The organism is Glycomyces amatae, from assembly GCF_020991375.1.
Classification (GTDB): Bacteria; Actinomycetota; Actinomycetes; order Mycobacteriales; family Micromonosporaceae; genus Glycomyces; species Glycomyces amatae.
Window position 1 is genome coordinate 63,813 of sequence record NZ_JAJLQZ010000017.1, and the last position, 26,272, is coordinate 90,084.

Annotated in this window: 28 protein-coding genes and 1 other RNA gene; 8 read left to right on the top strand and 21 right to left on the bottom strand. The window is 71.9% G+C overall.

What is annotated here, in order from left to right; all coding sequences use genetic code 11:
• Positions 1 to 68: 68 nt before the first annotated feature.
• Positions 69 to 1,373 carry a protein kinase domain-containing protein gene (locus tag LO763_RS21545; protein ID WP_230788720.1) on the top strand — a complete coding sequence of 435 codons (1,305 nt, stop codon included), beginning with the start codon at positions 69 to 71 and terminating at the stop codon, positions 1,371 to 1,373.
• A 284-nt stretch (positions 1,374 to 1,657) separates the two neighbouring features.
• On the opposite strand, the gene LO763_RS21550 is transcribed toward LO763_RS21545, so the two are convergent.
• The 5 genes from LO763_RS21550 to ilvA all read right to left on the bottom strand — a co-directional run bounded on the left by LO763_RS21550 (position 1,658) and on the right by ilvA (position 5,176).
• On the bottom strand, positions 1,658 to 2,425 hold the full coding sequence (locus LO763_RS21550; protein ID WP_255672902.1) for an alpha/beta hydrolase: 768 nt from the start codon (positions 2,423 to 2,425) through the stop codon (positions 1,658 to 1,660).
• A gap of 129 nt (positions 2,426 to 2,554) precedes the next feature.
• On the bottom strand, positions 2,555 to 2,836 hold the full coding sequence (locus LO763_RS21555) for an Rv1322 family protein (protein WP_230788724.1): 282 nt from the start codon (positions 2,834 to 2,836) through the stop codon (positions 2,555 to 2,557).
• A 10-nt stretch (positions 2,837 to 2,846) separates the two neighbouring features.
• Complete coding sequence (locus LO763_RS21560) at positions 2,847 to 3,092, bottom strand: hypothetical protein (RefSeq protein ID WP_230788726.1); 246 nt, start codon at positions 3,090 to 3,092, stop codon at positions 2,847 to 2,849.
• A 176-nt stretch (positions 3,093 to 3,268) separates the two neighbouring features.
• Positions 3,269 to 3,958, bottom strand: coding sequence for a uracil-DNA glycosylase (locus tag LO763_RS21565; protein WP_230788728.1), 690 nt, complete (start codon positions 3,956 to 3,958; stop codon positions 3,269 to 3,271).
• A gap of 3 nt (positions 3,959 to 3,961) precedes the next feature.
• Entirely contained in the window at positions 3,962 to 5,176 is a 1,215-nt protein-coding gene (ilvA, locus tag LO763_RS21570) for a threonine ammonia-lyase (protein ID WP_230788731.1), read from the bottom strand.
• 353 nt (positions 5,177 to 5,529) lie between these two features.
• Between ilvA and LO763_RS21575 the strand changes: the two genes are divergently transcribed.
• Positions 5,530 to 6,804, top strand: coding sequence for an ABC transporter ATP-binding protein (locus LO763_RS21575; protein ID WP_230788737.1), 1,275 nt, complete (start codon positions 5,530 to 5,532; stop codon positions 6,802 to 6,804).
• Between the two features lie 54 nt (positions 6,805 to 6,858).
• Here the strand turns inward: LO763_RS21575 and greA are convergent, their stop codons facing one another.
• Together greA and LO763_RS21585 are read right to left on the bottom strand one after the other, a co-directional pair.
• On the bottom strand, positions 6,859 to 7,353 hold the full coding sequence (gene greA / locus LO763_RS21580) for a transcription elongation factor GreA (protein WP_230788739.1): 495 nt from the start codon (positions 7,351 to 7,353) through the stop codon (positions 6,859 to 6,861).
• 141 nt (positions 7,354 to 7,494) lie between these two features.
• Positions 7,495 to 7,953 (bottom strand): DUF4307 domain-containing protein, encoded by a 459-nt coding sequence (locus LO763_RS21585; RefSeq protein WP_230788741.1) that lies wholly within the window; start codon positions 7,951 to 7,953, stop codon positions 7,495 to 7,497.
• A 211-nt stretch (positions 7,954 to 8,164) separates the two neighbouring features.
• On the opposite strand from LO763_RS21585, the gene mca reads away from it, so the two are divergent.
• Together mca and LO763_RS21595 are read left to right on the top strand one after the other, a co-directional pair.
• Positions 8,165 to 9,016, top strand: coding sequence for a mycothiol conjugate amidase Mca (gene mca / locus LO763_RS21590; protein WP_255672906.1), 852 nt, complete (start codon positions 8,165 to 8,167; stop codon positions 9,014 to 9,016).
• 254 nt (positions 9,017 to 9,270) lie between these two features.
• The gene (locus LO763_RS21595) at positions 9,271 to 9,855 is read left to right on the top strand and encodes a YqgE/AlgH family protein (protein WP_230788745.1); all 585 of its coding nucleotides are present in this window, start codon (positions 9,271 to 9,273) and stop codon (positions 9,853 to 9,855) included.
• A gap of 12 nt (positions 9,856 to 9,867) precedes the next feature.
• On the opposite strand, the gene sigJ is transcribed toward LO763_RS21595, so the two are convergent.
• Complete coding sequence (gene sigJ, locus LO763_RS21600; protein WP_230788748.1) at positions 9,868 to 10,785, bottom strand: RNA polymerase sigma factor SigJ; 918 nt, start codon at positions 10,783 to 10,785, stop codon at positions 9,868 to 9,870.
• A gap of 124 nt (positions 10,786 to 10,909) precedes the next feature.
• Here sigJ and LO763_RS21605 point away from each other — a divergent pair, with 124 nt between their 5' ends.
• Positions 10,910 to 11,212, top strand: coding sequence for an antibiotic biosynthesis monooxygenase (locus tag LO763_RS21605; protein WP_230788750.1), 303 nt, complete (start codon positions 10,910 to 10,912; stop codon positions 11,210 to 11,212).
• Positions 11,213 to 11,288: 76 nt separating this feature from the next.
• Here LO763_RS21605 and ssrA read toward each other — a convergent pair.
• From ssrA to LO763_RS21645, 8 genes are all read right to left on the bottom strand, one after another.
• Positions 11,289 to 11,661: a transfer-messenger RNA gene (gene ssrA, locus LO763_RS21610) on the bottom strand.
• A 115-nt stretch (positions 11,662 to 11,776) separates the two neighbouring features.
• The gene (gene smpB / locus LO763_RS21615) at positions 11,777 to 12,283 is read right to left on the bottom strand and encodes an SsrA-binding protein SmpB (protein WP_369432052.1); all 507 of its coding nucleotides are present in this window, start codon (positions 12,281 to 12,283) and stop codon (positions 11,777 to 11,779) included.
• An 83-nt stretch (positions 12,284 to 12,366) separates the two neighbouring features.
• Positions 12,367 to 13,587, bottom strand: a complete 1,221-nt coding sequence (locus LO763_RS21620; protein WP_230788753.1) for a M23 family metallopeptidase — start codon at positions 13,585 to 13,587, stop codon at positions 12,367 to 12,369.
• Between the two features lie 70 nt (positions 13,588 to 13,657).
• Positions 13,658 to 14,533 carry a permease-like cell division protein FtsX gene (gene ftsX / locus LO763_RS21625; protein WP_230788756.1) on the bottom strand — a complete coding sequence of 292 codons (876 nt, stop codon included), beginning with the start codon at positions 14,531 to 14,533 and terminating at the stop codon, positions 13,658 to 13,660.
• 22 nt (positions 14,534 to 14,555) lie between these two features.
• Positions 14,556 to 15,236, bottom strand: a complete 681-nt coding sequence (gene ftsE, locus LO763_RS21630) for a cell division ATP-binding protein FtsE (RefSeq protein WP_230788759.1) — start codon at positions 15,234 to 15,236, stop codon at positions 14,556 to 14,558.
• 298 nt (positions 15,237 to 15,534) lie between these two features.
• Positions 15,535 to 16,650 (bottom strand): peptide chain release factor 2, encoded by a 1,116-nt coding sequence (prfB, locus tag LO763_RS21635; protein ID WP_230788762.1) that lies wholly within the window; start codon positions 16,648 to 16,650, stop codon positions 15,535 to 15,537.
• A 114-nt stretch (positions 16,651 to 16,764) separates the two neighbouring features.
• Positions 16,765 to 17,268: a PadR family transcriptional regulator gene (locus LO763_RS21640; protein ID WP_230788765.1), complete on the bottom strand. Its 504-nt coding sequence runs from the start codon at positions 17,266 to 17,268 to the stop codon at positions 16,765 to 16,767.
• A gap of 252 nt (positions 17,269 to 17,520) precedes the next feature.
• On the bottom strand, positions 17,521 to 18,849 hold the full coding sequence (locus LO763_RS21645; protein ID WP_230788767.1) for a serine/threonine-protein kinase: 1,329 nt from the start codon (positions 18,847 to 18,849) through the stop codon (positions 17,521 to 17,523).
• A 245-nt stretch (positions 18,850 to 19,094) separates the two neighbouring features.
• Here LO763_RS21645 and LO763_RS21650 point away from each other — a divergent pair, with 245 nt between their 5' ends.
• Complete coding sequence (locus LO763_RS21650; RefSeq protein ID WP_230788770.1) at positions 19,095 to 19,901, top strand: PP2C family protein-serine/threonine phosphatase; 807 nt, start codon at positions 19,095 to 19,097, stop codon at positions 19,899 to 19,901.
• Between the two features lie 54 nt (positions 19,902 to 19,955).
• On the opposite strand, the gene LO763_RS21655 is transcribed toward LO763_RS21650, so the two are convergent.
• On the bottom strand, positions 19,956 to 20,672 hold the full coding sequence (locus LO763_RS21655) for a TetR/AcrR family transcriptional regulator (protein WP_230788773.1): 717 nt from the start codon (positions 20,670 to 20,672) through the stop codon (positions 19,956 to 19,958).
• A 119-nt stretch (positions 20,673 to 20,791) separates the two neighbouring features.
• Between LO763_RS21655 and LO763_RS21660 the strand changes: the two genes are divergently transcribed.
• Positions 20,792 to 21,469, top strand: coding sequence for a hypothetical protein (locus LO763_RS21660; protein ID WP_230788777.1), 678 nt, complete (start codon positions 20,792 to 20,794; stop codon positions 21,467 to 21,469).
• Positions 21,470 to 21,732: 263 nt separating this feature from the next.
• Here the strand turns inward: LO763_RS21660 and LO763_RS21665 are convergent, their stop codons facing one another.
• The 4 genes from LO763_RS21665 to eno all read right to left on the bottom strand — a co-directional run bounded on the left by LO763_RS21665 (position 21,733) and on the right by eno (position 25,233).
• Positions 21,733 to 22,653, bottom strand: coding sequence for a Ppx/GppA phosphatase family protein (locus LO763_RS21665; protein WP_230788779.1), 921 nt, complete (start codon positions 22,651 to 22,653; stop codon positions 21,733 to 21,735).
• On the bottom strand, positions 22,650 to 23,183 hold the full coding sequence (locus LO763_RS21670) for a DUF501 domain-containing protein (protein ID WP_230788781.1): 534 nt from the start codon (positions 23,181 to 23,183) through the stop codon (positions 22,650 to 22,652). The genes LO763_RS21665 and LO763_RS21670 overlap by 4 nt, the downstream gene beginning before the upstream one ends.
• Positions 23,184 to 23,223: 40 nt before the next feature.
• Positions 23,224 to 23,751, bottom strand: coding sequence for an FtsB family cell division protein (locus LO763_RS21675; RefSeq protein ID WP_230788783.1), 528 nt, complete (start codon positions 23,749 to 23,751; stop codon positions 23,224 to 23,226).
• A 195-nt stretch (positions 23,752 to 23,946) separates the two neighbouring features.
• Positions 23,947 to 25,233: a phosphopyruvate hydratase gene (eno, locus tag LO763_RS21680; protein WP_230788785.1), complete on the bottom strand. Its 1,287-nt coding sequence runs from the start codon at positions 25,231 to 25,233 to the stop codon at positions 23,947 to 23,949.
• Between the two features lie 301 nt (positions 25,234 to 25,534).
• Between eno and LO763_RS21685 the strand changes: the two genes are divergently transcribed.
• A complete protein-coding gene (locus LO763_RS21685; protein ID WP_230788787.1) occupies positions 25,535 to 26,167 on the top strand; it encodes a hypothetical protein in 633 nt (210 codons plus the stop codon).
• Positions 26,168 to 26,272: the final 105 nt, after the last annotated feature.

The window sequence follows — 26,272 nt, forward strand, 5'->3', positions numbered from 1 at the left end:
AGATGGGATAGCCTCACATTTAGTGCCAAATCACGACACCGAACAGCTGACCCCCCGAGGAGGTGAGGATGTCGAGCACGACCACCGTCGGACCCGCAGCCGTCCACCGTTTACTGCACCGGGACACGGTGTGCAGCGTCTTCAGCGGCACCGTCACCACCGGCCCCACCGACCTGCTGTGCGTCACCGTCGCCCATGAGCGCGTCGACGGCTCCCGGCGGGAGGTCTTCCTCGAATGGGCCGCGAAGCTCACCGGCCTCGCCGCCCACCCCCACCTGTCCCCCTGCTCCGCCGTAGGCCTCACCGAGAACGGACGTCCCTACCTCGCCGTCGGCACCGCGCGCCGGACCCTGGCCGACCTCCTGGCCGAGCAGGGCCCCATGCCCCCCGGGCAGGTGCGCGCCCTCGGCGTGGCCCTGAGCGACGCCGTCGCCGTCTACCACCGCGCCGGGCTCATCCACGGCGCCATCCAGCCCTCCCACATCCTCGTCGGCTCCGGCCACCACCTCCAGCTCACCGCCTACGACGTCACCGCCCCCGTCCTGGCCGCCCCCCTCCCCCCCTCCCCCTACACCGCCCCCGAGCACCTCGACGCCGCCGTCGCGGGCGAGGTGGCCGCCAGCCCCGCCGGGGACGTCTACGCCCTCGCCACGGCCCTCTACGCGGCCCTGGGGGGCCGGCTCCCGTGGGTGCGGCACGCCCGCGAGGACGCCGCCGACCCGCTCCTGCGCGCCGCCCCCGTCCCCCACGTCCCCGGGGTCGACTCCGAGCTCACCGACACCATCGGCGCCGCCCTCAGCCCCGACCCGCGCCGCCGCCCCACCGCGGACGCCTTCCGGGAGCAGCTCACGCGCCTGCCGCTCGCCGGCCCGGTCGCCCCCGGCCTGCGCCCCGACACCGTCGCCGCCGGGCTCCTCCCCCGCCGCGGCCTGCGGCCCGTGACCGTGGCCGTCTCGACCGAGCTGGCGCCGTACCGGCCCCGCCGCGAGCGCGTGGGCCTGCGCCCGCGGCTGCGCTCCATCGCCACGGCGACCGCCGGCGTGGCGCTCACGGGAGCGCTCCTCGGCGGGGCCGCGCTGGCGACCTACGCGGCGACCAACCCGGAGAGCACCGGGACCGTGTGCACCGACCCGGCCGTGCTGGGCGGGCGGATCAACGAGCAGTTGGACGAGGGCACGATCGTCGAGAGCTGGTGCGCCGACGACGGCGACTACGTGGCGGCCACGGTGGACTACCCGGGCGGCTCCGGCGGCGGCGAGGGCGCGACCGAGCGCCGGGTGTGGCGCATCGAGGGCGAGAACCTCATCGCCGTCACCGACTGCGCCGACACGGCGCTGCCCGCCGCCATCGCCGAGTTCCTCGACTGCGTCTGACGCGATCGCGCCCGAGGCGACCGCGTCTGGTGCGATCGCGCCTGTTGTGATCCCGCTCGGTTCGACCGGGCCCGATGCCGCCCCGGACCCTTCCCCTTCGCCGCTGCCGCAGACATGACCGCCTCCTCATCCTCACCGCGTCCGATGTGCTCCGACGCGGTTCCCATGGTGCAGGGCCGAACCTGAAGCCACGCTGAAGCCGCCTGAAGGCGGCTTCAGGAAAGGCGGAGGCGGCGCCCGGGCCGTCCGCGGACGGGACAGGGCGCCGGGGGTCCGGGAGCCCCCTACTCGCGCTCGGGCTTGGGCAGGAAGCCGCCGAAGGCCGCGACGGTCTTGTTGGCGTAGGCGGAGGTGTCGCCGCGCTCCATCGGCCCGTCCCATGTGGTCGGCAGCGGGGCGTGCCCGGGGAGGATGCGGCCGGTGATGCGGTCCAGGGCCTCTTCGGCCTTGCCGACCCACAGGTGGCCGCCGCCCTCGATCTCCACGACCTCCGCCTGGGGGACGGCGGCGAACCGCCGCTTCGCCTCGGGGTACTGGAGGTAGTCGTCCTGCTCGGGGATGAGCGCGAGCAGGGGCCGGCCGTCCTCGGCCCACCGCGCCAGGTCCTCCTCTTTGGAGTAGCGCAGCGGCGGCGAGAGGAGCACCGCGCCCTCGACGCCCGGCTCGAGGCCGTACTTGAGCGTCAGGTCGGTGCCGAAGGACCAGCCGACCAGCCACACGCGCGGCAGCTCGGCGAACTCGGCGTACTCGACCGCGGCGGCGACGTCGAAGCGCTCGCCCACGCCGTGGTCGAAGGCGCCCTGGCTCCGCCCCTGCTGGGACTCGGTGCCGCGGGTGTTGAACCGCAGCACGGCCGTGTTCGCCAGCGCCGGGAGCCGCCAGGCGGCCTTGCGGAAGATGTGCGAGTCCATCATGCCGCCGTGGGTGGGCAGCGGGTGGACGCAGATGAGGGTCGCCTCGGGCGCGCGGTCGGCGGGCAGGGCGAGTTCGCCGACGAGTTCGAGCCCGTCGGCGGTCTGGAGCGTGAGCGCCTCGCGCCGGGCGGGGAGCATGCTCGCGGATCTGATGACAGCCACGCCGGAATTATCCCCGGAATCCGCGGCCGCCGACACCGCCTGTGGCGCAGCTTGCACCCGGCGGCGAAGGGGCGGGCCCCGCCCCTCGCCTCGTCTGGTGGCCGCTCACCGCCACCGGCCCGGGCGGCGCCGGTCCCTGGCGTTCCAGCACCCGGCGTGCCAGTGGCGGCGGTCGTCGCCGTCGCCGTCGTCGGCCCAGGCCACCACGTGCGGCGTGCCCGGTTGGATCTCCAGGTCGCACCCGGGGCAGCGGTAGGCCTTCGCGGCGTTGGCGCCGGGGATGCGGCGGACGCGGACGGGCCCGTCCGGGCCGTCGATGAGGCTCGGGTCCTGGGCGCCCGAGGTCTGCCGACGGGGTTCGCTCCGGCGGCGGTTCTTGCGCGGCACGGTCCGGCCTCTAGGCGCGGGCGGGGTCGTCCGGCTCGGCGGCCGCCTCGACGGCACCGGCCTCGACGGCACCGGCCTCGACAGTGGCGGCCTCGCGCGCGACGCGTTCGTTCAAGCGCCTGACGTGCTTGTTCATCCCCCGGATGAGGAGGATCGTCACGACGACGAGGAACACGGTCACGAACAGCCCGAGCGGCCCGGCCATCGCCTGGTCGCGGTCCGGCCCGAACTCTTGTGCCAGGATCTCGATACCCACGCGTCAACCGTATCCCGACCGGCGGGGCCCTGCCTGCGAGCCCCGGCGAGGGGGTGTCCGAGCCCATTCGTCCGCTCGCAGGGCGGAAGGCCTCCCCGATACCGGTGTCGTATCGGGGAGGCCGACGGCGCGGCGGCGGGCCGGACAGCGCCCGTCGGGGGCTCGCCGGCAGGCCCTCAGGACTCCTGGAGCGCCGGGAGGCGCCAGTCGACCGGCTCGCCGCCCTGCTCGGCCAGCAGCTCGTTGGCGCGGCTGAACGGCTTGGAGCCGAAGAAGCCGCGGCGGGCGCTCAGCGGCGAGGGGTGCGGGGACTCGATCGCGGGGATCGGGCCGAGCAGGTCCTTGAGCTTGCGCGCGTCGGCGCCCCACAGGATCGCGACGGCGGGGCCGCCGCGGTCGGCGAGGGCCCGGATGGCCTGCTCGGTGACCGCCTCCCAGCCCTTGCCCCGGTGCGAGGCGGGGGTGCCGGGGGCGACGCTGAGGGAGCGGTTGAGCAGCAGGACGCCCTGCTCGGCCCAGGGGGTGAGGTCGCCGTTGGCGGGGAGCGGGTAGCCGAGGTCGTCGCGGTACTCGTTGAAGATGTTGACCAGGCTCTTGGGGAGGGGGCGCACGTCGGGGGCGACGGCGAAGGACAGGCCGATGGCGTGCCCGGGGGTGGGGTAGGGGTCCTGGCCGACGATGATCACCTTGACGTCGTCGAAGGGCTGCTGGAAGGCGCGGAGGATGTGCTCGGCGGCCGGGAGGTACCGGCGCCCCGCGGCGACCTCGCCGCGGAGGAACTCGCCCATCTTGGCGACGTCGTCGGCCACGGGGGCGAGCGCTTTGGCCCAGCCGGGCTCCATCAGTTCTTCAAGCGATTTCTGCATGCCTCAGATGCTAGGACCTTCCACCGACACGAAATATCCCGCGTCGCGCAGTGCCGCAACGATTTCGGTCGCGTGTTCGGAACCGCGGGTCTCGATCGAGAGGTCGACGGCGACCTCGCCGACGGCCAGGCGGGGGTCGCTGCGCTGGTGGTTGACGTCGACGATGTTGCCGCCGTAGGCGCCCACGAGTTGGAGGACCGAGGCGAGGGCGCCGGGCCGGTCGGCGCAGCGCAGGTTGGCGCGCATGAACCGGCCGGAGGCGCCGAGGCCGTGTTCGATGAGGCGCATGAGCAGCAGCGGGTCGATGTTGCCGCCGGAGAGGACGGCGACGGCGGGCGCGTCGTAGCCGACCGAGTAGTTGAGGAGGGCGGCGTAGGCAGTGGCGCCGGCGGGCTCGACGACGAGCTTGTTGCGTTCGAGCAGGGACAGCAGGGCCCGGCTGATGTCCTCCTCGGTGACGGTGACGACCTCGTCCACGAGCGAGGCGACGTGCGCGAAGGGGACGTCGCCGGGGCGTCCGACGGCGATGCCGTCGGCGATGGTCTGCATCTTGTCGAGGCGCACGGGCCTGCCGGCGGCGAGGGAGCCGGGGTAGGCGGCGGCGCCCTCGGCCTGGACGCCGACGATCCTGATGTCGGGCTTGAGCTGCTTCGCGGCGGCGGCGATCCCGGCGATGAGCCCGCCGCCGCCGAGGGAGACGACGATGGCGGAGGCCTCGGGCAGCTGCTCGAGGACCTCCAGGGCGATGGTGCCCTGGCCGGCGACGATGTCGCGGTGGTCGAAGGGGTGGATGAGGGTCGCGCCGGTCTTCTCGGCGAAGCGGTGGGCCGATTCGAGGGCGTCGTCCACGGTGAGGCCGCCGAGGACGACCTCGGCGCCGTAGCCCTTGGTGGCGGCGACCTTGGGGAGGGGGGCGGACTCGGGCATGAAGACGGTGGAGCGGATGCCGAGGGTGGAGGCGGCGAGGGCGACCCCCTGGGCGTGGTTGCCGGCGGAGGCGGCGACGACGCCGTGCGCGCGTTCGGCCCCGCTCAGGCGCGAGACGCGCATGTAGGCGCCGCGGATCTTGAACGAGCCCGCGCGCTGGAGGTTCTCGCATTTGAGGTGGACCCCGTCGAGGAGGGGGTCGCGCGAGGGTTCGAGGGGGGTGCGGCGCACGATCCCGTCGAGTTCGGCGGCCGCGGCCCGGACGTCGGAAAGTGTCACCAGCTCCGTCACGCCTCGATCGTAGTGCCCGCCCCGGCCGGGCGCGCAATGTGACGGCGGCGACCGCGGCGGGCGGTCCGGGCCTTACGGCGGAATGGTCGGAAAACGATTGCAGGGACCGATATGCCGACCTTGGACCCCCCTGGGCGTCACGTCTGCGACGCCCGAAACCGCAGGTCGCACCAAGGGTGCACTGCCGTTCACTTCACGCGACGTCCGGTGACCCCCGTTACTGAGTGGGACCGGAAGGCTTAAGCTACGAACAGTCATTCCTTAACCATGGCGAAGCCTGCGAGCCATGAGTGAGCAATAGCCCGCTCCCCTCACGACCGAACCATCCATCCCCCGAACCCCTGGAGTCAACGGTGACTGCTGTCACGCTGAAGAACGTCTCGAAGGTGTTCCCCGGCGATACCCTGGCCGTGGACTCCTTGAGCATGGAGGTCAACCACGGCGAGTTCCTCGTCCTCCTGGGCCCCTCCGGCTGCGGGAAGTCCACCGTGCTGCGCATGGTCGCGGGGCTCGAGACGCCCTCGGACGGCGAGATCCTCCTGGACGGCGAGTACGCCAACGACCTGCCCCCGCGCGAGCGCAACGCGGCCATGATCTTCCAGACCTTCGCCCTCTACCCGCACATGTCCGTCGGCGACAACATCGGGTTCCCGCTCAAGCTCGGCAAGCACAACGGCGCCCAGTCCGTGCCCGAGGCCGTCGGCGACATGGCCGGCGCCCTGGGCATCTCCGACCTGGTCGACCGCAAGCCGAGCCAGCTCTCCGGCGGCCAGCAGCAGCGCGTCGCCATGGGCCGCGCCCTGGTGCGGCGCCCGAAGCTGTTCCTCATGGACGAGCCGCTGTCGAACCTCGACGTGGGCCTGCGCGCCGAGCTGCGCACCGAGATCTCCTCGCTGGTGCGCCGCCACGACGCGACGACGCTGTACGTCACGCACGACCAGACCGAGGCGCTGACGATGGCCGACCGGGTCGCGGTGATGCGCAAGGGCATCCTCCAGGACGTGGGCACCCCCGACGAGGTGTACGAGCGCCCCGCGACGATGTACGTGGCCGCCTTCCTGGGGACGCCGCGCATGAACCTGCTCGAGGCGCGCGTGAACGTGTTCCTCGACCGCTACGTGGCCCTGGACTTCGGGGAGCAGGAGCTGCGGCTGCCGTGGCACGACCTGCGCGGCCGGGCCGTGGCGCGCTACCACGGCGAGAACATCGTGGTGGGGATGCGGGCCGAGGCGCTCGCGCCGGTGGCCGACGGCCACCCGGGCCAGTCGATCCAGGGCCGGGTGCGCTTCTACGAGCACCACGGCCACGAGACGCTCGTGTTCCTCGACATCGGCGCGACCGCGGTGGTGCCCGACGGCATCGGCGACAAGCCGGACCTGGCCCGGGGCGGTTCGAAGCCGCGCCGCCGCCTGGGCGGGCTGTTCTCGGGCTTCGGGCAGGCCGCCGTGGAGCAGCGGGAGACCGACACCGGCCCGATCCGCAAGCCCGCGGACCTGGTGTTCCGGCTGCCTCCGCACATCCCGGTCTCGGCCGGGCAGCCGATCACCGTGGCCGTGCACATGGACGCGCTGCACTACTTCGACAAGTACGGCAAGCGCATCGACGTCGGCTGGACCTCCCGGGCGTAGGAGACGCGAAACGCCGCGGAACCCCGTGCGGGCCCCGCGGCGTCGTGGTGCGCGTCAGCCGAGGAACTTCTCGGTGTCGACGATCTTGACCGACAGCTCGGCGCCCTTGGGGGTCTTGTAGGAGACGGTGTCGCCGACCTTGGAGCCCAGGATGGCCTCGCCCAGCGCGGAGTCGGGGCTGTAGACGGTGAGGTCGGTGGTGGCGCCGATCTCGCGGGAGCCCAGCAGGAACTTCTCGGTGTCGTCGGGGTCGCCGTCGAAGGCGATGGTGACGACGGTGCCGATCTGGATCTGGTCGCTCTCCTTGGCCTCGCCCACCTTCGCGTTGCGCAGCAGGTCCTCGAGCTGGCGGATGCGGCCCTCCTGCTTGCCCTGCTCGTCGCGCGCGGCGTGGTAGCCGCCGTTCTCCTTGAGGTCGCCCTCCTCGCGGCGGGCGTTGATCTCGGCGGCCATCAGCGGACGGTTCGCGATGAGCTCGTCCAGCTCGCCCTTGAGGCGGTCGTAGGCCTCCTGGGTCAGCCAAGTGCCCTGGTTAGCGTCGGTAGCCATGTTTCTGATTCCTCCGAATAGTGCGATCCGTGCGGTGAGGTCCTGCCTCGGTGTTCAAGTCGGTGCGCCGTCGCGCGGCGGGTCCGGGATAGCGAAAGGCCCGCCGACCGGGATGCGGTGCGACGGGCCGAAAGTCGATGTTCAGTCCGTCTGCCAACACCTCAGGATCTCGCCGGTGTTGGCCTCCCCCTCCACGGCGAGGGTGTAGGTCATCTCCACATGGGTGGAGGCGTCCGCCGGGACGGCGACCTCGGCGTAGCCGATCTCGGCCCCGGCCAGGTCGCGCGACCGGACGGCGCACGTGGCGCCCTCGCCGGCCGGCTTGTAGACCTCGAAGGTGATGTCGACCTGCCCCGCGACGCTGTCGTCGTAGCCGAGCAGCCGCTCGGAGACCTCGTTCTGGCCGTACAGTTCGGAGAGTCGCCAGGCCGCGAAGAGCCCGGCGGCGACGACGCCGACGGTGAGCACCGCGGTGACCGCGGGGCGGCGGCGCCTCGGGGCGCGGCGGCGGCCGTAGCGGCCCTCGGGGAAGGTCACGCCGGCCACGTCCGGAGCGGGCGGCGTCAGCGCGCGCCCGTCCGTGGTCTGCGTCTCAGTCATTGCGTCGCTTTCCGTGTGCGATCAGCGGTTTCACCGCAGTGAGCCCTGGTTCGGCGAAGAACCGGGAAGTAATGATTATCGAGTATCGTTGCACAGAATGCCAGAGCCGACAACTCTCGCGGTGCGCGAGTCGGCTCCAGTGCCGCAGAGCCTTCCGTTTCACTCGCCAGTGAGGTCGACCCACGTGTCCAACCAGAGCAAGCTGCGCTTGATGTGCGTCCACGCCCACCCCGACGACGAGTCCAGCAAGGGCGCGGGGATGATGGCCCGCTACGTGCGCGAGGGCGTCGAGGTCCTCGTCGTCACCTGCACCGGGGGCGAGCGCGGCGACGTGCTCAACCCCAAGATGGACCGCCCCGAGGTGCAGGCGGACCTGCCGCGCATCCGCAGCGAGGAGATGGCCCGGGCGCGCGAGATCCTCGGCGTCGAGCAGCACTGGCTGGGCTTCGTCGACTCCGGGCTGCCCGACGGCTGGCTGCCCGACTCGGGGATCGCGCTGCCGGAGGACGCGTTCTACCTGGTGCCCCTCGAGGAGGCGGCCGCGCCGCTGGTGGAGGTCATCCGGTCGTTCAAGCCGCACGTGGTCACCACGTACGACGAGGAGGGCGGGTACCCGCACCCCGACCACGTCAAGACCCACGAGGTGTCGGTCGAGGCCTTCGCGGCCGCGGGCGACCCCGACCGGTACCCGGGCCTGGGCGAGCCGTGGCAGCCGCTGAAGCTGTACTACAACCACGGGTTCGGCAAGGCCCGCATCGAGGCCCTGCACTACGCGATGGTCGACGCCGGCCTCGACTCGCCGTACCGGGAGTGGATGGACGCGGGCGACTGGACGCGCGACAAGAGCGAGCGCGTGACGACCCGCATCGAGTGCGCCGAGTACTTCGACATCCGCGACGCGGCCCTCAAGGCCCACGCGACCCAGGTCGACCCCGACGGGTTCTGGTTCGCGGTGCCGCGCGAGATCCAGCAGAAGTCCTGGCCCACCGAGGACTACGAGCTGGTGGAGTCGCGGATCGAGACGCGCCTGCCGGAGGACGACCTCTTCGCCGGACTGCGTTAGCCGCTGCCGTTCACAAGCGGCGCAACCGACTCGAACACCACCTGGTCCACTTGCGACGATGGCGGCCTTGCCGTATCGTCGGCGTTCGCGCACCCTCAGTGAGGAAACAACTGTCGGGCTCCCGACACCACGCTGTAATTCTTCGGAAAGTGCGAGAACCTTGCTGCAAGCGCGCTCCCGCGGGTTACCGTGCCGGGAGGACCGGGCCGTACCCGGAACTCGAGCGGAGGCGGGCGCAGAACGGAGGCGGAGCCATGGTCAGTCGCGAAACGTCGCCGGCGCGAACCAAGTCGTTCGTCGGCAGTCTCCTCGTCGCCACGCCCGCGCTGCAGGACCCCAACTTCGACCGCACCGTCGTCATCGGCGTCGGGCACGAGTCCGACGGGGTGCTCGGCGTGGTCCTCAACCGCGCCACCGAGCGCCGCGTCGCCCACTACCTCGACCAGTGGGCCGAGCTGGCGGGCGACCCCGCCGTCCTGTTCGAGGGCGGCCCGGTGCAGCCGGACGCCGCGATAGGCCTCGGCTGGAGGAAGGCCGACGCGCCGTTCTCGGACGCGTTCCGGCCGGTGCTCGGGCGCCTGGGCACCCTCGACCTCGCCCGGGACCCCGACGACGTCGGCCCCCTGCTCGAGGGGATGCGGGTCTTCACCGGCTACGCCGGGTGGGCGCCGGGCCAGCTGGAGTCGGAGATCGAGGCGGGCGCCTGGATGGTCTTCGACGCCCTCCCCGCCGACCCGTTCTCGGCGAACCCCGAGGAGCTGTGGTCCATGGTGTGGCGGCGCCAGGGCGGGATGCTCTCGGCGGTCGCGCACTTCCCCGCCGACCCCGCCCTGAACTGATCCGATCCGCGGTCAGGCGCCCCAGGTCGTGAGCTTCTCGGGGTTGCGCATCACCCAGAGGCGCCGCACCCGCCCGCTGCCGACGTCCAGGGCGACGACGGCCGCCGCCCTGCCGGCGCGGTCGCGCGCGACCAGGCCGGGCAGCGCGTTGACCGTGGACCGCTCGAGCGCCATCCCCGGCAGCCGGCGGTGGACCTCGAGGAGGTGGCCGGCGACGCGCTCGGCCCCGCTGATCGGCGCGGTCGCGGCGCTGACCAGCCCGCCGCCGTCGACGACCACGGTCGCCTCCGGATCGAGCAGTGCGACCAGGGCGCCCAGGTCACCGGACTGCCACGCCGCCTTGAACGCCTCCACCACGGGGACGCGGCCCGGGGCGCGCACCGGCCTCGGCGCCTCGCGCACCCGCCGGCGCGCCGACGCGGCCAGTTGGCGGCAGGCGCCGGGCGAGCGCCCCAGGACCTCGCCGATCTCGCCGAACCGGTAGCCGAAGACGTCGTGGAGCACGAACGCGATCCGCTCGGCGGGCGTCATCGTCTCCAGCACGACCATCACCGCCGTCGACAACGACTCGTCGAGCGCCATCCGCTCGGCGGGGTCGGGCCCCCCGGGGACGCCCGCCAGGCTCGTCCACCACGCCGCGGCGGAGACCGGCTCGGGCAGCCACTCGCCGACGTACCGCACCCGGCGGCTCCTCGCCGACCCGAGCACGTCCAGGCAGACGCGGCTGACCGCCGTGACCATCCAGGCCACGGGCGAGGCGATCTCGGCCCGGTGCCCGTCCGGCAGCGCGTACCAGCGGGCGTACGCCTCCTGGACGGCGTCCTCCGCCTCGGCGACCGACCCCAGCAGCCGGTACGCCACGCCCATCAGCAGCGACCGGTCCTCGTCGCCTACGACCACGTGCTGCGCTCCCGTCCGCTCACCGCTCACAACAGTAGTGACGAATCGGCCCGCCCGAATGTGAGGCGGGCGGACCTGACGTTTCCGGGCCCCGTTTCGTCAAGACCCTTGACAGCGCGCACCGAGCGCGCTGCGACGCCGCGAAGGAGTCCCCATGACCGACACGTCCGTCGTGTTCATCAACGTTCTCGAAGTCGAGCCCGGACGGCAGCGGGAGCTCGTCGCCCTGCTCCTCGAAGGCGCCGAGACGGTCGTCCGGCACCGGCCCGGGTACGTGTCCGGCACGATCTACGCCAGCCTCGACGGCACGCGCGTCGTCAACTGCGCCTCATGGCGCGCCCCCGAGGACGCCGCGGCGACGCGGGCCGACCCCGCCGCCGCGGCCTACGCCCGGCGCGCGGCCGCCATGGCCACGGCGGGCCCGGCGGTGTACCGCGTCGCGGCCACGATCGAGTGAGGACCCGCGTCCGCGGGCGACCGCAGGGCGAAGACGCGAAAAGGCGCCGGGAACACATGGTGTTCCCGGCGCCTGGCCGTGGAGCTGCAGGGAATCGAACCCTGGTCCTCCGCTGCATCTGTGAGACTTCTCCGGGTGCAGTCCGCTGTGCCTTTTATCGAGCCCCACCGATCACGCGGACGAGACGGTGTGACGGGCTCTAATCGCCGGAGATCTCGGCCGGACGTCCCAGCGATCAAGACGTCGGCCCAGCATCCTTAATGATGCCGCGAATCCAGAGCGGATGCGCCCCTGGAGCGGCAACTTCACCGTCGCTTAGGCAGCGAGGGCGAAGTCAGTGCGTTTTGCGTTGGCACTTATTGGTTTCCAACATCGGTTTACGAGACGGCGTTGGCTTCCTCGACCCGCTTCCCTCACCTCAACATACGGAGTCGAAACCGATCAGCCCCGAGGTTCGGTGAGTGTTTCACCCTGTTCAGTTGTGCTGTGGAATTCTAACCCAGTCCAACGGCGCCCGGCCACGGGATATTCCCCGCGGCCTCCGGGAGGGGACCGTGGGGCCGCTCACCTGCCGCCGCGCTTGGCGGCGCGGCCCATGGCCCGCTCGATCTCGCGGTCGGACTCGCGCTTGGCGATGGCCTGGCGCTTGTCGTAGTTCTTGCGGCCCCGCGCGAGCCCGAGCTCCATTTTGGCGTAGCCGTTGATGAAGTACACCGACAGCGGGACCAGCGTCAGGCCGGCCTCGTCGAGCTTCACGCCGAGCTTGGCGATCTCCCCGCGGTGCAGCAGGAGCTTGCGGATGCGCCGGGGCGGGTGGTTGGTCCACGTCCCGTAGTCGTACTCGGGGATGTGGAAGTTGTGGACGCGCGCCTCGCCGTTGTGGATCTCGGCGTACGCGTCGACGATGTTCCCCCGGCCCTGGCGCAGGGCCTTGACCTCGGTCCCGGACAGGACCATGCCGGCCTCGTAGGTGTCCAGGATCTCGTAGTCGTGCCGGGCCTTGCGGTTGGTGGTGACCACCGAGCGCTCGGGACCCGAGTGCTTGACCTTCTCCTGCTGCTTCTTGGACACGCAGCAAGCTTAACGATCGAACGGTTGTGCGCCCAAGCCGATTTCCGCCTTCGCCTGCGCCCTCGGCGAACGCGCGCCGGTCCTCAGCGGCACAGGCACGAGGGCAGGTACCCCAGCGGGTCGACCCGCTCCCCGTTCACGCGGACCTCGAAGTGCAGGTGCGGGCCGGTCGAGTCGCCGGTGCTGCCGACCGCGCCGATGGCCTCGTCGCGCTCCACGTGCTCGCCGGAGGAGACCCAGATGCTCGACTGGTGCGCGTAGCACGTGGACAGGCCGCCGCCGTGGCCGATGCACGTGAGCTGGCCGTAGCCGGCGTTCCATCCGGCGTAGACGACCGTGCCGGAGTCGGCGGCGTGGATCGTGGCGCCCGTCCCCGCGGCGAAGTCGGTGCCGCCGTGGAGGCGGGAGGTGCCGTAGATCGGGTGGCGGCGCCAGCCGAAGTCGGAGGACTTCCAGCCGTCCACGGGGACGACGAACCCCGAACCGGAGGAGCCTCCCGAAGAGGAGTTCGAGGGGCCGGTGTCGGCCCGGCGCAGCGCGTCGGCGAGGCGCTCGGACTCGGCCTCGAGCTCGTCGTAGGCCTCCTGCGCCTCGTCGCGGGCGCCCTCGGCGACCGCGAGCGCGGCGGTGCGGTCGTCGATGAGCTGCTCGACGGCGAGCTGCGCGGCCTGGGCCTCGGCGTAGCGGGCCTGCGAGGCGGCGAGCGCCTCGGCGGCGGCGGCCTCGGCGGCCCGCGCCTCGGCCTCGGCGACGGTGGCGGCGTTCTCGGCGTTCGCGGCCTCGCGGCGGGCGAGCGTGACCTCCTCGACGGCGAGGTTCTTCCCCTCCATCATGAACTCGAGGTACGACAGCCCGTCCACGGCCTGCTCGGGCTCGCCCGAGGCGAGGATCGCGTCCACGGTGAGCAGCTCGACGCCGCGGGCGGTCGCGGCGAACATGGAGGCGCGGGCCTCGCGCGCGGCCTCGACCGCGGCGGCGGCGGACTCGTACTCGGCCTCGGCGGCGTCGAGGGCCTCCTGCGCGGCCTCGGCCTCGCGCTCGGCCTGGTCCGCCTCGGCCTCGGCGGCCGCGACGCGGCCCTGCGCGACGTCGACCTCGTGCTCGGCCTCGGGCAGCGCGGCCTCGGTCTCGGCGAGCACCTGGCCGGCGGCCCGGACCTCGTCCGAGGCGTTCTCCAGTTCGGCCGCCATCTCGGCCTTGTCGCGCTCGACGGCATCGAGCTCGGACTGGGAGACCCCGAACGCGGGACTGCCCGCGGTCCCTGCCAGGAGCAGGGCCGCGAGCAGCCATCCGATTCGCCTCATAGGCCCAGAACTTAGTCCATCTGCAACGGACGTTCAGGGCATTCGGGACAACTCCCCCGAATAGGGAGGGTCAGACCTTGATGTTGAACCGCAGGGTGATCCACGCGGTGATCGCGCTGATGACCGCGGAGACGCCGACCAGGATCGGCAGCAGCAGCAGGATCGACTGCATGCTGATCGGCGGCATCAGACTGAACAGGTTCTCGAACTGGCCGTCGATGACCAGGAACTTCGCGGCGACGAGCGTCGCGAACGCGAAGATCGCGCCGATGACGCCGGCGAAGACCGCCTCCAGCACGAACGGGGCCTGGACGAACCAGTTCGGGGCGCCGACCAGCTTCATGATCGCGACCTCGCGGCGCCGCGAGTAGGCGGCGACCTGGATCGTGTTGGCGACCAGCATGAGCGCGGCGACGCCCTGGACGAGGGCGACGATCAGCGTCAGCCGCTGCGCCCCGCCGAGGATGTCGAAGACCTGCTGGAGGATCTCGCGCTGGTTGGTGACCTGGTAGACGCCCTCGCGGTCGGTGAACTCGGCGATGAGCTTCTCGGCGTCGGCGATGTCCTTCATCTTGACGCGCCACGCGGACGGCAGGACCTCGGCGTCGACGGAGTTGACCAGGTCGGGCGTGTCCTCGAAGGTGTCCTTGAAGCGCTCGTACGCCTCTTCCTTCGACTCGTAGACGGCCTGCTCCACGTAGGGGCTGGCCTTGAGGTCGGCGCCGATCTGCTCGCTCACGTCGTCGGCGACGTCGCGCTGGAGGTAGACCACGACCTCGAGGTTGGTCTGGTAGTACTCCTCAATCACGTCGACCTGGTTGTACAGCAGGAGGCCCGCGCCGAGCATCGTCAGCGAGACGGCCATGGTGATGATCATGGCGACGGTCATGGAGATGTTGCGCCACAGTCCGAGGAAGACCTCGGACATCACGTACTTCGCGCGCATGTGCTCTGAATCTGCCTTCCGCTTAGCCGTAGACGCCGCGAGCCTGGTCGCGGACGATCTGGCCGTTCTCGATCTCGATGACGCGACGGCGCATCTGGTTCACGATGTTGGAGTCGTGGGTGACCATGAGGATGGTCGTACCCGTCCTGCTGATGCGGTCGAGGAGCCGCATGATCTCGATCGAGGTGTCGGGGTCGAGGTTACCGGTGGGCTCGTCGGCCAGCAGGAGGAGCGGGCGGTTGACGAAGGCGCGGGCCACGGCCACGCGCTGCTGCTCGCCGCCGGAGAGCTCGTGCGGGTAGCGGTGCTCCTTGCCGCCGAGGCCGACCAGCTCCAGGACCTCGGGGACGACCCGGCGGGCCACCGAGCGGGGCTTGCCGATGACCTCCAGGGCGAACGCGACGTTCTCGGCCGCCGTGCGGTTCGGCAGCAGCCGGAAGTCCTGGAAGACGCAGCCGATGCTGCGCCGGTAGGCGGGGACCTTCCAGCGCCGCAGCCGCGTCACGTCGGTGTCCCCGACTGAGATCTTGCCCTTGTCGGGGATCTCTTCGCGCAGCAGGAGCTTGATCATCGTGGACTTGCCCGCACCGGTCGGGCCGATGAAGAAGACGAACTCCCCCTTGTCGATGAAGACGTTGACGTCCTCCACCGACGGGCGGTTCGACCGGGGGTAGTGCTTGGTTACACCCTCAAGCTGAATCACGTGGCGGAGTCTATCGGCCGATTCCCGGGGGCGGTCGGGCGCCTCCAGTACAAGCGTGGCATATTCCGCTGTTTCGGACCCATATGTCACGCCCGTTCGATGGTAACGACGCGATTTCGCCCGTTCGGGGGAAGTCGGTATGGTCAGGCGGCCCATGCGGGGGCCGCGAAGGGTCACGCCGCGGCCACGCACGGGTCCGCATCGGACGGACCGGGGCGGCCGGCGAGGGGGCCGGCGCGGCCGGGCCGCACCCCTTCCCATGGGAGAATTCCTATAGGATCCGTGCCCCGGCGGGGCGCTACTCGGCCTTCTCGCCGCTCTTGCGCCAGCGGATGCCCGCCTCCAGGAAGGCGTCGATGTTGCCGTCGTAGACGCCCTTGACGTCGGCGGTCTCGAAGCCGGTGCGCAGGTCCTTGACCATCTGGTAGGGGTGCTCGACGTAGGAGCGCATCTGGTCGCCCCACGAGGCGGTGGCCGAGCCGCGCAGCTCGTCGACCTTCGCGCGCTCCTCGTCCCGCTTGCGCTGGAGCAGCTTGGCCTTGAGGACCCCCATCGCGGTGGCCTTGTTCTGGAGCTGCGAGCGCTCGTTCTGGCAGGAGACGACGATGCCGGTCGGGAGGTGGGTCAGGCGCACGGCCGAGTCGGTGGTGTTGACGCCCTGGCCGCCGGGGCCCGAGGAGCGGTAGACGTCCACGCGGATCTCGTCCTCGGGGATGTCCTCGATCTCGTCGGTCTGCTCCAGGGCCGGCACGACCTCCACGGCCGCGAAGCCGGTCTGGCGGCGCCCCTGGTTGTCGTACTTGCTGATGCGCACCACGCGGTGGGTGCCCTGCTCGACCGAGAGGTGGCCGTAGGCGTAGGGCCCGTTCACGGCGAAGGTGGCCGAGCGGATGCCGGCCTCCTCGGCGTAGGAGACGTCGTACACCTCGGTGCCGAACTGGTGGGCCTCCGACCAGCGCAGGTACATGCGCATGAGCTGCTCGGCGAAGTCGCAGGCGTCAGCCCCGCCCGCACCGGACCGCACCGTGACGACGCAGTCGCGCTCGTCGTACTCGCCCGACAGGAGGGTGCGGACCTCGAGCTCGTCGACGGCCTTGCGGATCGACTCGAGTTCGGCCGCCGCCTCGTCGGCCGCGGACGGGTCGTCCTCGGCGTCGGCGAGCTCGAACAGGACCTCGACGTCGTCCATGCGCCCGTGCAGCGCGGCGAGCTTCTTGAGCTCGGCCTGCACGTAGGAGAGGCGGGAGGTGATCTTCTGGGCGTGATCGGGGTCGTCCCACAGCCCGGGGTCGGCGGCCGCGGCCTCGAGCTCGGCCAGCTCGCGCCGGAGCGCGGGGAGGTCGAGGACGGCCTCGACGCTGGCGAGCGTCGCCTTCAGTTCACGGAGATCGGAGGAAACATCGACACTGGTCACAACTGATCAGGGTACGCCTGTATTCGGGCTCATACGAAACGGGACGCGGGCCCGAGGGCCGCGTCCCGCTCCGTGCTTGATGTCGTTACCTCGAACCGCGCCGAGGCCTTTCCGCTACCGCTTCTTCAGCCAGCTGAGGGCCGAGCGGTGGTAGCCGATGGCGAACTCCATCGCGACCGCCGCGTTCGGGTCCTCGTCCGCGTAGTCCTTCGCAGCCGCGCGGGCCTCTGCCAAGGCCTCCTGGTGCTGCTCGGTCGCGTCCGCGAACATCTCCTCGGCGGTGTCCTTGGAGAGGTAGTCGAGGAACGCCGTGCGCAGCGCGACGGGGTCGCGCAGCTGGCCGATCCGGGCCGGCTCGTTGAGCCAGCGGGTGAACGCCCGCTTGCCGTTGGCGCTGATCGTGTAGGGCACCGAGGCGCGCGGCCCCGGCTTCCCGACGCGGACGAGTCCGCCCTCGGCCAGCGCCGGGAGTTCACGGTAGACCTGCGAACGGGTCATGGTCCAGTACGGACCGAGGCGGCGGGTCGCCTCGGCCATGAGTTGTCCGCCGGTCATCGGTCCTTCGTGCAGCAAGCCCAGCAATGCTGCTGAGGTCGCGTTGAGTTCTTTTCCTGCCATAGCCGACAGGATGCCATGTGGATGCCGGTCTGACAAGTGGACAGCTCCAATGTGTCGATAGACCGGAACCGATGCCTGTACCGGTGCGACCGCGGAAACGACTGCAAGGCTTGTGAAACGGCCGGAGAGCCGGTCGGGATTGCAACGCCTGTTCAGAGAATGTCAATCATGTGATCCCGATCGCCCTCCCGAGTGGCGGGGACGCTGCGTTGTCCGCCGGTCACAGATCATTATCGACTGTCGCGATCGATTTCAGTTGTCGGGCATGGGCGATCCGATGAGATCGGATCCGGGCGAGTCCCCATCCGAAGTGCCCTCTGTGGAGTCATCGCCGTCGCCCTCTGATTCGGACATATCATCCGAATCAGGTGCAGGTGTGTCACTTTCGGCGTCGGGGCCCTCGGCGGTGGCGGGGTCGTCGTCGGGGGCGGTGCCCTCCTCCGTCGCCGGTTCCGTTGGCGGCGCGGTGGTCTCGTCCCCGGCGGGAGCGCTGCTCACGGCCTCTTCGGACGGATCGGCCACATCGTCCGTATTCGGGCCCTCGGGGCCCGTGAAGGCGGTGACGGCCCAGACCGCGACGGCGGCGACGGCGACCAGGCCCGCGGCGGCGAGCACGAGGAGGCCGCGGCGGGCCCGCCCCTCGGGCTCGGCGGGCGCGCCCTCGGCGAGGAGCGCGCCGAGGGCGCCCTGCTCGAGCTGCGGGGCGTGCGGGGTCACGGGGTCGTAGGAGAAGGCGGCCGTCGCGTCCCGTTCGCGCAGTTCGGGTTCGATCGGCGCGGTCGCCTGCCGGGAGAGCCGCGGCGCGAGGCGGCGCAGCTCGGCGGCGACGGCGTCGAGGTCGCCGCGCGCGGTCGGGTCGAGCGCGAGGAGCGTCTCGACCAGGCGCCACAGGTCGGCGTCGACGGCGGCGGGCTTGACCGGGATCCGCGTCAGGTGGCGCTCGACCACGTCGGTGATCGAGCCGCCGCGGTAGGCGCTGTGGCCGGTGAGGGCCTCGTAGAGGACCAGTCCGAGCGCGTAGCTGTCCACGCCGGTGCTGGCGGAGTCGCCGGAGGCGACCTCGGGGGCGATGTACTCGGGGGTGCCGTGGGAGGGCGCGGTCTTGGAGGCGGCGGCGCGGGCGATGCCGAAGTCGACGAACTTGACGCCCTCCTGGCCCCAGAGCATGAGGTTGCCGGGCTTGACGTCGCCGTGCCGGTACCCGGCGCGGTGGATCGCGGCGAGCGTCTCGGCGGCGGAGGCGCACCGCAGCGCGGCCTCGGCGGCGGGGAGCGGGCCGTGCAGGCGCAGGTGCTCGCGCAGGTCGAGGCCCTCGATGAACTCGAGGACGACCGCGCACACGGTGTCGGTGACGATGAAGTCCTTGACGCCGACGACGCCGGGCAGGTCGATGGTGCGCAGGATGCCGGCCTCGGCCCGGAAGCTCTCGAAGATCTCGGTCTCGCCGCGCAGCTCGGGGCGGAGGATCTTGACGGCCACCCGGTCGCCGGTGACCCGGTCGAGGGCGCGCCACACGACGCCGACCGCGCCGCGGGCGATCTCCTGCTCCAGGACGTACCGGTCGGCCAGTACCGTCTGCATGGCGGCTCCTCGGGGGTGGGAAGCGGGCTGGCTCCACTGTAAAGGGGGCGTCGTCGCAGCTCAGCGGCGGCATGGCAGGGTGGCACGAAGGGGGGATACAGCCCTGGTCCGGTGCCCGGGGCCGGGCGCGGATCGACGGTCGCCTGCCGTGAGTGGCCAGCAACTACACTTGCGCCCATGTCCCTCGAACGGCCAAGCTTTGAACAGACAGCCGAAACTCAGTGCCGAATCAGTGGTGATCGCCTGTGACCGAATTGCGCTGGCGCTACGGCGCCGCCACCGACGTGGGCAGAGTCCGCGACCTGAACGAGGACTCCCACCTCGCGTCGCGGCGCCTGCTCGCGGTCGCCGACGGCGTCGGCGGCGCGGCCGCGGGCGAGGTCGCCAGCGGGGTGACCATCGCCGAGGTGACGCGGCTGGCCCGCCGCTCCCCCGTGGAGGCCCCGGCCGAGCTGGGCGAGGTGGTCGAGGCCGCCCGCGACCGCATCCGGGCGGCGGTGGCCGAGAACCCCGAGTCCGAGGGGATGGCGACCACGCTGACGGGCCTGTGGCTCGGCGACGACGCGGTCGACATCGTCCATATCGGCGACTCGCGCGCGTACCAGGTGCGCGGCGAGGACTTCGTGCAGGTGACGGTGGACGACTCGTACGTCCAGCACCTGGTGGACGAGGGCGCGATCACCCCCGCCGAGGCGCAGGACCACCCGTACAAGTCGGTGGTCACGCGCGTGCTCCAGGCCAACCCCGCCCCCGCGCACTTCGAGACCCGGCCCGCGAAGCTCGGCGACCGGTACATGCTGTGCTCCGACGGCTTGAGCGACGTCGTGGACGACGCGGTCATCGAGGGCGTCCTGCGCGACTTCGCCGAGCCGCAGGCGGCCGCGGACGAGCTGGTGCGGCTCGCCCTGGAGGGCGGCGGCCCCGACAACGTGACCGTGGTCGTGGGCGACGTCTCCGAGCACCGGCCCCTCAAGCGCTGGCCCTGGGTGGTCGCGGCGGTCGCCGCGGTGCTCGTGGTGGCCGCGATCGCGCTCGGCCTGTATTTCCTCTGAGGCGCTGTGCTCCTCTGAGGTCCTGCACCCCTTGAGGCGCGGGCGGAGGGCGGTTCATCCGCCGTCCGGCACCGTCGGCCAGGTGAAGGGGAGGCCGAGGTTCGCGCCCTCCGAGCGGGCCGCGTAGTCGAAGAACGCGGCGTCGTCGGCGGTGACGTTCTTCAGGTGGCCGTGCAGCTCGTAGCCGATGACGCCGACGAGGCGGTTCCAGGCGAGGATCAGGCGCGCCGTGGCCTCGGGGGTGAACGCCTCGCCCTCCAGGAGCACGAGCATCGCCGGGTCGATGGCGGCCGGGTCGCACTCGGGACCGGTGAGCGGGCGCAGGACCGCCGCGCGCCCGGCGTCGGCGACGATGCGCGCGAGCGTGAGCGGCATGCGCCCGGCGACCTCGGCAGTGATGTGGGGCGCGGCGTAACCGGGGACGGGCGTGCCGTACATGAGCGCGTACTCGTGGCGGTTGGCCAGGGACCAGGCCCGGACGGCGCGCCAGACGGCGAGCCAGCGGGCCTCCGGTGCGGCCTCCGGCCGGTCGGCTTCGATCGCGGCCTCGCCGATCTCGCTGTACGCCTCGACGAGCAGCGAGGTGAGCAGCTCGTCCCGGCTGGCGAAATAGCGGTAGACGGCGGAGGAGGCCATGCCGAGTTCGCGGGCGACGGAGCGGAGTGAGAGCCCGGCGGCGCCGGCCTCGCCGAGCTGCCGCCGGGCGGCGGCCAGGATCTCCCTGGTCAGTTCGGCGCGGGCGCGTTCGCGGGCGGTTCTCGGTGCGTTCATCAGACCAGTGTACAGAAACGAGAGCACTGCTCTTGCATTGCCGGAGGCGATGTGCAATCATTGCTCTCAACAGAGAGCGCCGCTCGCTAAAGTGAGCAGTGAACCCACTAGGAGCCTCCATGTCCCTCCCCCGCACCGCCCCCGACCCCCGCGCCCGCATGGGCGCCGTCGCCTTCGGCCTCGCCGGGATCCTGTTCGCCGTCTACGAGGCCGCCGCGCCGCGCGAGGACCAGACCACCCTCGCCGGGGCCGCGTCCTGGACCAGCGCCGGATGGACGATCGCGCACGTCGCCGCGATCGTCGGCCTCATCCTCATCCCGCTCGGCTACGGCGCGATCCGCGGGCTCCTGGAAGGGAACCGGAACGAGCGGACCGCGTTCGCGGCCGCGACCGTCGGCTACATCGGATCGGCCCTGACGATCTCGTACTACGGCGCGGAGGTCTACGGCCTCAAGGCGATCGGCGCTCGCGCCGTCGCGGACGGGGACGCCTCGCTGACCGAGGTCGGCGACGCCTTCCGCTACGACCCGACCGCCATGTCCGTCTTCGCGATCGGGCTGGTCCTGATCGCCGTCGCCGCGGTACTCGCCGCCGTGGCCGTGTGGCGCTCGGGGACCCTGCACCGCTGGAGCGCCGTCCCGCTCGCCGTGCTCCTGGCGACGATGCTGCCGCAGTACTTCCTGCCCCACTCGGCCCGGATCGCCTGGGGCGCGCTGGTCATGGTGGCGGCCCTGTGGCTCGCGGCCGCGCTGTGGCGCGCCGCGGCGGCCCCGGCCCGCGAACTCCAGGACGCGTGAGCGGAACGCGAAGGGCCCCGCGATCATCGATCGCGGGGCCCTTCGCGTCGTCCAGGACTCGTCCGCAGGCGCCAGGCCCTGTTCGCGAACTCCCGGCGGGCCGGTATCCGAGTCCGTGAATCGGTTCGGTCGCAAGGCGGCAGCCGCTCCGGGCCGCCGGTGCCGCCTCCGGAGGACCGCTGACGCGGGCCCTCGGCCGCCCGCGCGCGGCGACCGGTTCGGATGGCGGCGGCACGACGACCCGCGGCGTTCGCCAACAGGGCCTAGGCCGACAGCGCGATGCCGTCGAGGATGTCGTGCTCGCTGATGAGCACCGCGTCGATCCCGCTTTGCTCCATGATGGTGCGCAGCACCAGGGCCCCGCCGACGATGACGTCGGCCCGGCCCGGGTGCATCACCGGGATCGCCAGGCGGGCGGCGTGGTCGGCGGCGGCCAGGTCGGCGGCGACCCGGGCGACCTCGGCGTAGGTCAGGCGGGTGCCGTCGATCGCCTCCGGATCGTACGCGTCGAGGCCCAGGCTGATCGCGGCGATCGTGGTCGCCGTCCCGGCCACGGCCACCAGCTCGGTCGCCTCGCGGTCGGCGTCGGCCACCGCGAGCGCCTTGTCGGCCACCGCGGTGATGTCGGCGACCGCGGCGTCGAGCTCGCCGGGCAGCGGCGGGTCCGAGCGCAGGTGGCGCTCGGTCATGCGGACGCAGCCGACGTCGACCGAGATGGCCGCGGCGACCTCGGCGCCCGTGCCGCGCACGAACTCCGTCGAGCCGCCGCCGATGTCGACCAGGAGCCGCTGGCCCTCGTGGGCCGGCAGCGTGGCGACCGCCCCGGTGAAGGAGAGGCGCGCCTCCTCGTCGCCGGTGATGACCTCGGGGGCCTGGCCGAGCACGGACTCGACCATGGCCGTGAAGTCGGCGGCGTTCCGGGCGTCGCGGCTGGCGGAGGTGGCGACCATGCGGATCGCCTCGGCGCCGTGCTCGCGGATCTGGGCGGTGTAGTCGGCGAGGGCGGCGCGGGTGCGCGCCAAGGCGGCCTCCGAGAGGCGCCCGGTCTGGTCGACGCCTTCGCCCAGGCGCACGACCTCCATGCGGCGCACCACGTCGTGGAGCCGGCCCTCGTCGTCGACGTCGGCGATGAGCAGGCGGATCGAGTTGGTGCCGCAGTCGATGCCGGCCACGCGGCGGGTCATTCGGCGGCCTCCTCTCCGTGCACGCAGCTGCCGTTCGCCCACCATTCGGGGAGCATGTCGATCGCCTCGTCGCCGAACGGGTCGACGCCGGGCCCGGCCGCGAGGGCGTGGCCGACGAGCGCGTGGAGGCATTTGACGCGGTCGGGCAGCCCGCCCGCGGAGACCCCCGCGATCTCGGGGACCTCGCCGAGCCGGGCGCGCCGGGCGAGGTAGTCCTCGTGGGCGCGGCGGTGGTGCTCGGCGAGCTCGGGGTCGGCGGCGAGCGCCGCGTTCATGTCCTTCATGACCCCGCCGCCTTCGAGCCTGCCGATGGCCGAGGCGGCCTTGGGGCAGGTCAGGTAGTAGGTGGTGGGGAACGGCGAGCCGTCGGGCAGCCGCGGCTCGGTCTCGACGACCGCGGGCTGCCCGCAGGGGCAGCGCCAGGCCACAGCGTGCGCGCCGCGGATCGGGCGGCCGAGCTGGGCGGTGACGGCGGCCGCGTCGGCCTCGGTCACCGGCTGGGGCCGCTGGGGCCACGCTTCGGGCTTCACAGGGCCCCCGCCCGGGGCGTCCGCTCGTTCACCTTCGTGTTCACTCCGCTGCTTCCTCGGTTTCCTCTGAGTCGAGCCGGTCGGCGTCTTCAAAGGTAGCGGCCAGCTCGTCGTACCAGGTCAGCTCGGCGGTCTCTTCGTTGTCCGCGCCACCGGTGCGCTCGGGGTCGTTCTCGTCGATGACGATGACCAGGTCCTCGCCGGGGGGCACGAGGAGGAGGCTGGAGCGGATCTGTGCCTCGACGTACTCGGGGTCCTCCCACTTGAGACGCTCGGCCTCGAGGTCCTCGATGTGCTCCTGCTGGGCCGACTGCTCGGTCTCGAGGCGGTTGATCTCGATGCGCTGCTCGATGTAGGTGCGCAGCGGGTAGGCGTAGGCGAGGGCCAGCGCGGAGAGGACGAGGGCGAGGACCGCGGCGCGGCGGGAGACCTTGCGGGCGGGGCGGTAGCGGACCCGCTTGACCTGGGCGCGGGACGTGCTGCCGGGGGCGGGCCTGCGGGCGGCGCGGGTGCGGCCGGGTCCGGTGGATCGCCCTCCGGGGCGGCTGGGTCGGCGGCTCGCGTTCACGGGCCCAGCCTAGTCGATCCGGGGAGGCGGAAGGCCCCCGCGCCGGAGCGCGGGGGCCTTCGGTCCGCGGTTCCCGGGGCCGGGCTTCAGGTTCCCTTCAGGTCGCTTCAGCCCTGCTTCAGGTTCGCGCGGCTACGGTGTCACTGGCGTGAACTTCGGCCTTGCTCACTTTCCCTGCGTGAACTTCGACCCTGCTCACTTTCCCTGCGTGAACTTCGGGAATGCCGAAGCGCCGGCGTAGCGGGCGGCGTCGCCGAGGTCCTCCTCGATGCGCAGCAGCTGGTTGTACTTGGCGACGCGGTCCGAGCGGGCCGGGGCGCCGGTCTTGATCTGGCCGCAGGTCATGGCCACGGCCAGGTCGGCGATGGTGGTGTCCTCGGTCTCGCCGGAGCGGTGGCTCATCATGCAGCCGAAGCCCGCGCGGTGGGCCATCTCGACGGCGTCGGTGGTCTCGGTCAGCGAGCCGATCTGGTTGACCTTGACCAGCAGGCCGTTGGCGGCCTTCTCGTCGATGCCGCGGCGGATGCGCTCGGGGTTGGTCACGAACAGGTCGTCGCCGACGATCTGGAGCCGGGAGCCGACGGCCGCGGTGAGCGCGGACCAGCCGGCCCAGTCGTCCTCGGAGAGGGGGTCCTCGATGGACACGAACGGGTAGGCGGCGATGAGCTCCTCGTAGTAGGCGCTCATCTCGTCGCCGGTCTTCTTCTGGCCCTCGAAGACGTAGGCGCCGTCGGTGTAGAACTCGGTGGCGGCGACGTCCATCGCGAAGGCGATGTCGGTGCCGAGCTGGTAGCCGGCCTTCTCGATCGCGACGGTGATGAGGTCGAGCGCGGCGCGGTTGGAGTCGAGGTTGGGGGCGAAGCCGCCCTCGTCGCCGAGGCCGGTGGACAGGCCGCGGTCCTTGAGCACCGACTTGAGCGCGTGGTAGGTCTCCGCGCCCCAGCGCAGGGCCTCCTTGAAGGTGGGGGCGCCGATCGGGGCGATCATGAACTCCTGGACGTCGACGTTGGAGTCCGCGTGGGAGCCGCCGTTGAGAATGTTCATCATCGGCACCGGCAGGAGGTGCGCGTTCGGGCCGCCCACGTAGCGGTACAGCGGCAGCTCGGCGGAGTCCGCGGCGGCCTTGGCGGCGGCCAGGGAGGCGCCGAGGATGGCGTTCGCGCCGAGGCTGGACTTGTCCGGGGTGCCGTCGGCGTCGAGGAGGGCCTGGTCGACCAGGCGCTGCTCGGAGGCCTCGATGCCGATCAGGGCGTCGCGGATGGGGCCGTTGACGTTGTCGACGGCCTTCTCGACGCCCTTGCCGAGGTAGCGGCCCTTGTCGCCGTCGCGCAGCTCGATGGCCTCGAAGGCGCCGGTGGAGGCACCGGACGGGACGGCCGCCCGCTGCAGTGTGTCGTCCTCGAGCAGGATCTCCACTTCGACCGTGGGGTTCCCGCGGGAGTCGAGGATCTCCCTTGCCCGGATGTCTTCAATTGCAGCCACTGTCACTCCTGAAATAGCCGAATCTGACGACCGGCCCCATTACCGGGCCGTGTCCGAAGGATTTCGGCCGACCCGACACTGCGCCGGCCACAGCTCCTTAGCGTACGCCCCGACCCTAGTGGCAATGCCCGCGAGCCGCGAAAACGCGATGGCGGCGACCGCCGCCCGTCGTGTTACATGAGTGCTGGCCAGGGCACTATATGGTGGAGTCCAACCTCAGATCAGACACCTGTGCTAGGCGTGCCCCCGGACGCCGCCACGCCCCGGCGCCCCCGCCCTGGCACTACGGAAGTGGAGCCCCATGATCGTGCAGAACCCCCTTCGACGCTGCGCTGCCCTCGGCGCGGCGGCGCTGCTGGCGCTCGCCGGCTGCCAGAGCGGAGGAGGCGGCGAGGAGGCGGCCTCGGAGGACCAGGTCGCCCTCACCGAGTTGAGCAACCGCCTCATCGAGGGCGAGGACCACGCCTACACCGCCGAGTACCTGGTCGAGGGCTCGGAGGACGCGGTGCTGGTGGCGGTGGACCCGGAGGCCGGGACGGCCGCGGTGGTCATCGGGGACCGCCCCGAGCTGTGGACGGGCGGGGACGGGACCGAACTGGCGGTGTGGCTCGGGGAGCGGCTCGGCGACGTGCTGCCCTCCGACGAGGACGTGGCGTCCTGGCTCTCGGCGACCGCGGCGGACGCGTCGGCCTCGACCGAGTTCTCCGACACGACGCTGGCCGGGGAGCTGGCCGACTGCGTGGACGTGCAGGGCGCCGAGGACTCGCCGGTCGGCTCGTTCGAAGTGTGCGTCACCACCGTGGGAGTCATCGCCAGCGTCACCGCGAAGGTGGAAGCGACCGCCTACACCGTCAAGCTCGTGAACTACCACGACGGAGTCGACGCGGCGTGGATGAGCGAGATCAGCGGACAGGCCACCGGCCGCAACCAGTAGATTCGGGCGCCGCGCCTCGCAGCGGCGCGTTAGAGTCGGCCGGCGGGCCGGGCTCGGCGCTACGGGGGTTCACCTGAGAAGGTGGCAGCGCCGACCCGGCCCGCC

Bases quoted from the DNA above. Each gene is read 5' to 3' on its own strand.
- LO763_RS21565 (WP_230788728.1), bottom strand. From the start codon at position 3,958: ATGCAGAAATCGCTTGAAGAACTGATGGAGCCCGGCTGGGCCAAAGCG.
- LO763_RS21685 (WP_230788787.1), top strand. From the start codon at position 25,535: ATGATCGTGCAGAACCCCCTTCGACGCTGCGCTGCCCTCGGCGCGGCG.
- LO763_RS21655 (WP_230788773.1), bottom strand. From the start codon at position 20,672: ATGAACGCACCGAGAACCGCCCGCGAACGCGCCCGCGCCGAACTGACC.
- LO763_RS21545 (WP_230788720.1), top strand. From the start codon at position 69: ATGTCGAGCACGACCACCGTCGGACCCGCAGCCGTCCACCGTTTACTG.
- ftsX (WP_230788756.1), bottom strand. From the start codon at position 14,533: ATGCGCGCGAAGTACGTGATGTCCGAGGTCTTCCTCGGACTGTGGCGC.
- greA (WP_230788739.1), bottom strand. From the start codon at position 7,353: ATGGCTACCGACGCTAACCAGGGCACTTGGCTGACCCAGGAGGCCTAC.
- LO763_RS21620 (WP_230788753.1), bottom strand. From the start codon at position 13,587: ATGAGGCGAATCGGATGGCTGCTCGCGGCCCTGCTCCTGGCAGGGACC.
- LO763_RS21660 (WP_230788777.1), top strand. From the start codon at position 20,792: ATGTCCCTCCCCCGCACCGCCCCCGACCCCCGCGCCCGCATGGGCGCC.
- LO763_RS21645 (WP_230788767.1), bottom strand. From the start codon at position 18,849: ATGCAGACGGTACTGGCCGACCGGTACGTCCTGGAGCAGGAGATCGCC.
- LO763_RS21665 (WP_230788779.1), bottom strand. From the start codon at position 22,653: ATGACCCGCCGCGTGGCCGGCATCGACTGCGGCACCAACTCGATCCGC.
- LO763_RS21585 (WP_230788741.1), bottom strand. From the start codon at position 7,953: ATGACTGAGACGCAGACCACGGACGGGCGCGCGCTGACGCCGCCCGCT.
- LO763_RS21595 (WP_230788745.1), top strand. From the start codon at position 9,271: ATGGTCAGTCGCGAAACGTCGCCGGCGCGAACCAAGTCGTTCGTCGGC.
- LO763_RS21640 (WP_230788765.1), bottom strand. From the start codon at position 17,268: ATGGCAGGAAAAGAACTCAACGCGACCTCAGCAGCATTGCTGGGCTTG.
- LO763_RS21550 (WP_255672902.1), bottom strand. From the start codon at position 2,425: ATGCTCCCCGCCCGGCGCGAGGCGCTCACGCTCCAGACCGCCGACGGG.
- mca (WP_255672906.1), top strand. From the start codon at position 8,165: ATGTGCGTCCACGCCCACCCCGACGACGAGTCCAGCAAGGGCGCGGGG.
- LO763_RS21605 (WP_230788750.1), top strand. From the start codon at position 10,910: ATGACCGACACGTCCGTCGTGTTCATCAACGTTCTCGAAGTCGAGCCC.